2 protein-coding genes are annotated in these 4,763 nt (G+C 62.6%); both read right to left on the minus strand.

The features are described 5' to 3' along the window. Positions 1–478, minus strand: a 478-nt coding sequence (locus OUY22_RS35710; RefSeq protein WP_270159742.1) for a hypothetical protein, incomplete at its 3' end; no start/stop codon positions are given. A gap of 88 nt (positions 479–566) precedes the next feature. After that, on the minus strand, positions 567–4,757 hold the full coding sequence (locus OUY22_RS35715) for a LamG-like jellyroll fold domain-containing protein (RefSeq protein ID WP_333486878.1): 4,191 nt from the start codon (positions 4,755–4,757) through the stop codon (positions 567–569). Between the last annotated feature and the right edge of the window lie 6 nt (positions 4,758–4,763).

A 4,763-nucleotide genomic window follows, 5' to 3' on the forward strand; every position in this document is an offset into this window, starting at 1 on the left:
CTGTCGCCTCTGCTTCCTCGCTGTCATAGGCGCGTGCGAGAAAATCAGCGTAAGGACGCAAGGGACCCAGGAGTTCTGTCCAAGGGGTGAAAGGAAGATCGATCGGCTCCGGATACTCGAGCTTGCCTTGCCCTCCCCCATAGTCGGCGTACATGCTTGCGTTGCCGTTGATGTCGAATGCCACGTACCAGTGCCGGAAACCGTCGCCGCCCAGTTGATCTGTTACCTGCTTGCGTTCCGGCATGGGGTAGACCCCGTCCAGCGTGACGACGCCGACGCCAACCTGGTAGAGGCGGATGCTATGGCCGCTGTGCGGTACGGTTCCAGGACCCTCTATCTCTATGGGGTCGAACCCCATGCGACGCACAGCCTCTTCGATGGTGAGTTCACCTGAGTTAGGCAGCGTGACCGTGTATGCCATGTCCTCGCCCAGATAATCCAGAATGTCTGTGTAACGGGCGACGGCCTCATCCAACACGTCGATCGACCTTTCTCTGAACGGGAGGGTCCCTCAGGATCCAAGCGTACCTATGGTTCCTGAGGGACCTCTATCTGGCGCTTAGATGCTAATGCGGATTTTGTCCGGGGACGTACGCCTCTACCCAGAAGTGATCATAGGTCGTCTTCCGTCGAGTGCCGTCTTCGCCTAGGATGCGCTGGCTTCCATAGAAGGCGCCAAGACGTATCCCATCTTCGGTGTTGCGCTTCCACCACACAGGTCTGATTGAGTAGGCATAAGCATCCGGGCTGTTCACGCGCTCGACGCTGACCCATGTTCCCTGCATGGTGGACTGGAAAGGAAACTCATCGCACTCATAGACCTTGTGCTTCTCCCCCTTGCCGAGTTCGGCATCTCTGCGATCGTAGTCCTTGAATAGGAGGCGGCACATGTTGCGGCTTTTCGTATTATTCTTTCTCTTCCAGTCTCTATTGACGTTTCGACTGAGTGACCCACTGGCACTTAGCCAATGCCCCGGAATGCTTTTATCGATCCTCTTGGGGAGCGTGAGATCTTTCTTGTGTTGGGCAGTCCAGATATGAGATGCGACGCTCCGGTATGCCATGTTCACGTTATCTGGGTCGCCCATGTCGCTCCAGGGGAGACCTGGTCGGGTCTCAGTTGTCTTGTAGACGGCTGCGACCTTGTCGAAGATACAGCCACTCCCGTAGTGACTGGTAAGATAAAGCGCGGAATCGCACCGCGCTTCGGGCTTGGCGTCGGACCAGTAAGTCTTCGGAGGGGTGCTGGGAATTCCGTCGAGCCATATTTTGGCGTAAAACTTCGGGAAGCAGCGCTCAATCTTGTCGATTCCCCTGCCGTTCGCCTCATCGGAAACGACAGTGAACTCAACGGCCTTTCCGTCTCGCCATTGCTGCCATGGTCCCTGTACGTATGAATCGCCGGCTATCTTGCAGGCAGTGTTATAGGTGCTGGCCCCGAAGCCGATCATCGCTTGCCTGTTATAGACACCGCCGATCGCGGTTACGTTCTTCAGGGAGATCCTGTAACGGCTGAAGCGGTCTTTCGTTGGAGTGCCCTCGCCGTTGCCGCCTGCAGTTCCGATGATGGTGGCGTCGGCGGTGATCCCGTTGACGAAAATTCCGGGCCGGGAACCTATCTGGGCATCGCCGCGGGCGACCTCTTGAATGGCGCACCAGGTGTTGCGGTTCATGTAGTAGCCGTCGGTACCGTCCGTTGCGCCGGTTCTGGCTTGCTGCTCGTGCCTCCAGCATTCCTGTACACGCGAATCGTCATCCGCGATAGCAGCGGCAGGCGAGGGAGCAGTGCCGCGAGGGTCGTTCGATGTCTTGTCGCCAGTGGCGCCTTGCTCAAGATCAACAGCTAGGCCAGCCCAAGGCGACCACGCACCCCTATCGCCTGCCCTCGCCCTCCATCTCACTTTCTCGCCGTCTCGCAACAGTCCCTTGGGGACCTGCAGTGTCACCTGGGAATCGTTTGGCTTGGCGGTGGCCTGCCCGGACCAGATCAGCCGTCGGTCCGTGATCACCTTTCCGGCCTTGAAGGATTTGGTGAGCTTGCCAGCGATCTCCACTCCCACCTTCGCCTCGCCGTTGCGCCCGGTGGTCAACCAAGTGGTCAGGTGCGGAGTGAGCGTGGAGGCGACGGTGATGCCGTCCACGGTGCGGGCGCCTTCAATCGTAAGTTTGTTGATGGTGGGACTAGCGTCCGCAGTGGCGTCCATGCGCCGCTGTTGAGCGGCCACGCCGGCCGGGGCGGCGCCGATGGGGGTGTTCATGTCGGTCTGGATCTCGGCGGCGGTCTGGACGCGGTTGTAGATACGTACCTCGTCGATCGCGCCGCTGAAGAACTCGTCCTCCCAGACGTTGTTGCCGCCGAGGCGCAGTACACCGCCGTCATCGGCGAGGTCGCCGGTCATCGGCGTCTGGTCGACCTGGGTACCGTTCAGGTACAGGGTGACGATCGTGCCGTCATAGGTGACGGCCAGGTGACTCCACTGGTTCAGCGGCAGCGGATCGTCGCCTACCACCGTCTTGGACGTGGTGGCGTTCTCCAGCCAGCCCAATGGAACGTCACCGACGGACGCGTACAGGCCATAGGCGGGGCCATCGGCGTTCTCCTTCATCAGCACGGTGCGCCAGCCGTCAACTGCTGCCGGCTGGACCCACGCCGAGAATGTCAGTGCGTTCTTCAAGCGCAGCGACTCGGCGTGCGGGACAGTGATCCAACTCGAGGAGCCGTTGAAGGACAGGGCCTTGCCGTGCTTGCCGGTCGCCGTCCAGGTGGTGTCGGTGGCCGCTCCGGTGTTGTTCTGCCCAGAGGAGTCGCCCACGGTCGTGCCCGTGCCCTCGTCCATGCCGTACGCGGCCACCAGGCCCGGGGTCGTCGGCGGGGCCGTGACGGTGGCCGAGACCTCGTTCGATGATGGGCCGAGGTTGCCGGCCGCGTCGACGGCGCGGACCCGATAGTAGTACATCCCCGCTGCGAGGCCGGCGTCAGTGAATGTGGTGGTCGGCGACGAGCCGACCTGGTTCGCGGCTGATGGGGTGAATGCCGGCGTCGTGGAGCGGTGGATCCGGTAGCCGTCCACGCCCACGTTGTCCGTCGAGGCCGTCCAGGTGAGCTGTGCGTTACCGGGGGCGCCCGTCGCGGCGAGCGAGCCGGGCGCGGTCGGCGCCTGGGTGTCCGGCGGCGCCGTCCCGCCGATCGGGGTGGTCATGTCGGTCTGAATTTCGGCGGCGGTCTGGGCGCGGTTGTAGATGCGTACCTCGTCGATCAGGCCGCTGAAGTATTCGCCCCAGATGCCGTTGCCGCCGATGCGCAGCGGGCTACCGTCGTCAATGAGGCTTTCGGTCAGCGGAGTATCGGCGACCTGCTGTCCATTGACGAACAGCCGCAGGGCGGCGCCGTCGTAGGTGAGCGCCAGGTGGCTCCATGTGTTCACCGGCAAGGGCGAAACGCCGTTGGCCGTCGCATGCCCCTCAGCCGAGACCTTCGCCCAGCCGGACGGAACCGAGTCGCCGTTGGCGGCGTACAGGAGGTAGGAGACGCCCCCAGCGCTCAACTCCTTGCTGACCACGCTGCTCCAGTCAGCTACCGAGGCCGGGTTCACCCAGGCCGAGAGCGTCATCCCAGTCGTCAGGCGCAGCGACGCGGCGTCCTGGACGGTGACCCAGCTGGAGGAGCCGTTGAACGACAGGGCCTTGCCATACTTGCCGTTCTGCCACGAGGCGGCGGTGGCCAGCCCGGCGTTATTGCTGCCGGAGGAGTCGGCCACACCGGTGCCGGATCCCTCGTTCATGCCGTAGGCCGCCACCAGCCCCGCCACAGGCGTAGCGCCACCCGCCGTAGTGAAGGTGGCGGCATAGTCGGTCATCACGTTGCCAGCAGCGTCCCTGGCTGCACGGACTTCGATGCGGTAGCGCTCGGCCCCCTTCAGAGAATGCTCGGGCTTAAGAATCCAACCCTGATCACTGGGTTCGATTTCCTCCGTGTCTGGGTCGTCACCGATCGGCGTGGCGCTGAAGCTCACATCGGTTGCGGCGGAGTCCTTAAGCACGAAGGTTTGACCCGTTACCGATTCCCCGAATGCCACCCGGATCTCGGTATCGGTGGGAATGTTGGTGTCACCGTCAGCGGGATTCGTCAACACTTGAGGAGCCACGGTGTCGGGTGCCGGATCAGATTCGTCCGGGACATCATCGTAGCCCCCTCCTTCGGATTCTCCGAACTCCTCCAATTCTTCCTCGGTTAGGCCCGGCGGCGGCTCAAGCTCGTTCGCATCGACCTGACTGCGTATCGGAGAGTTCAAGGCGGCCTGCCCGGCCTCCTCGTCCGTGGGGTTAGTAAAGGGTGGTATCTCCACCTCCGTTTGTCGGGCCTGCTGCGCAGCCAGGTCGGCTGGGGTAGCGCCCCAGTGACCGTACTGAAATGTTCCCACCTCGACGGTTTCGACAGGTGCAGGCTCGTACTCAATGAAGAGGACGGGGCCGCGCGGGGTAAAGGGGTAGGTGTCGTAGCCGCCGTATTCGTCGGAGCGATAGGAGCGCCAATTCTGTGCAACGGTTTCACTGGCAGAGCTGAGCTGGACGCCTTCGTCGGGCTCGCCGTCCATCCAGGCTTGGACCATCTGCTCGATGGAGTAGTACAGCTCGCCCTCGCCCTCGGGGCAAGGGATGGTCGCGCTGTAGGCGCCCTTGTTGCCAACCTGCCCGTTGACGGTCACCGACGGTTGGTTGCTCCAGGTCAGTGTGTCCATGGTCCAGGGGGCGATGATGCGGCG

This window comes from Nonomuraea corallina (genome assembly GCF_027620315.1).
GTDB classification, from domain to species: domain Bacteria; phylum Actinomycetota; class Actinomycetes; order Streptosporangiales; family Streptosporangiaceae; genus Nonomuraea; species Nonomuraea corallina.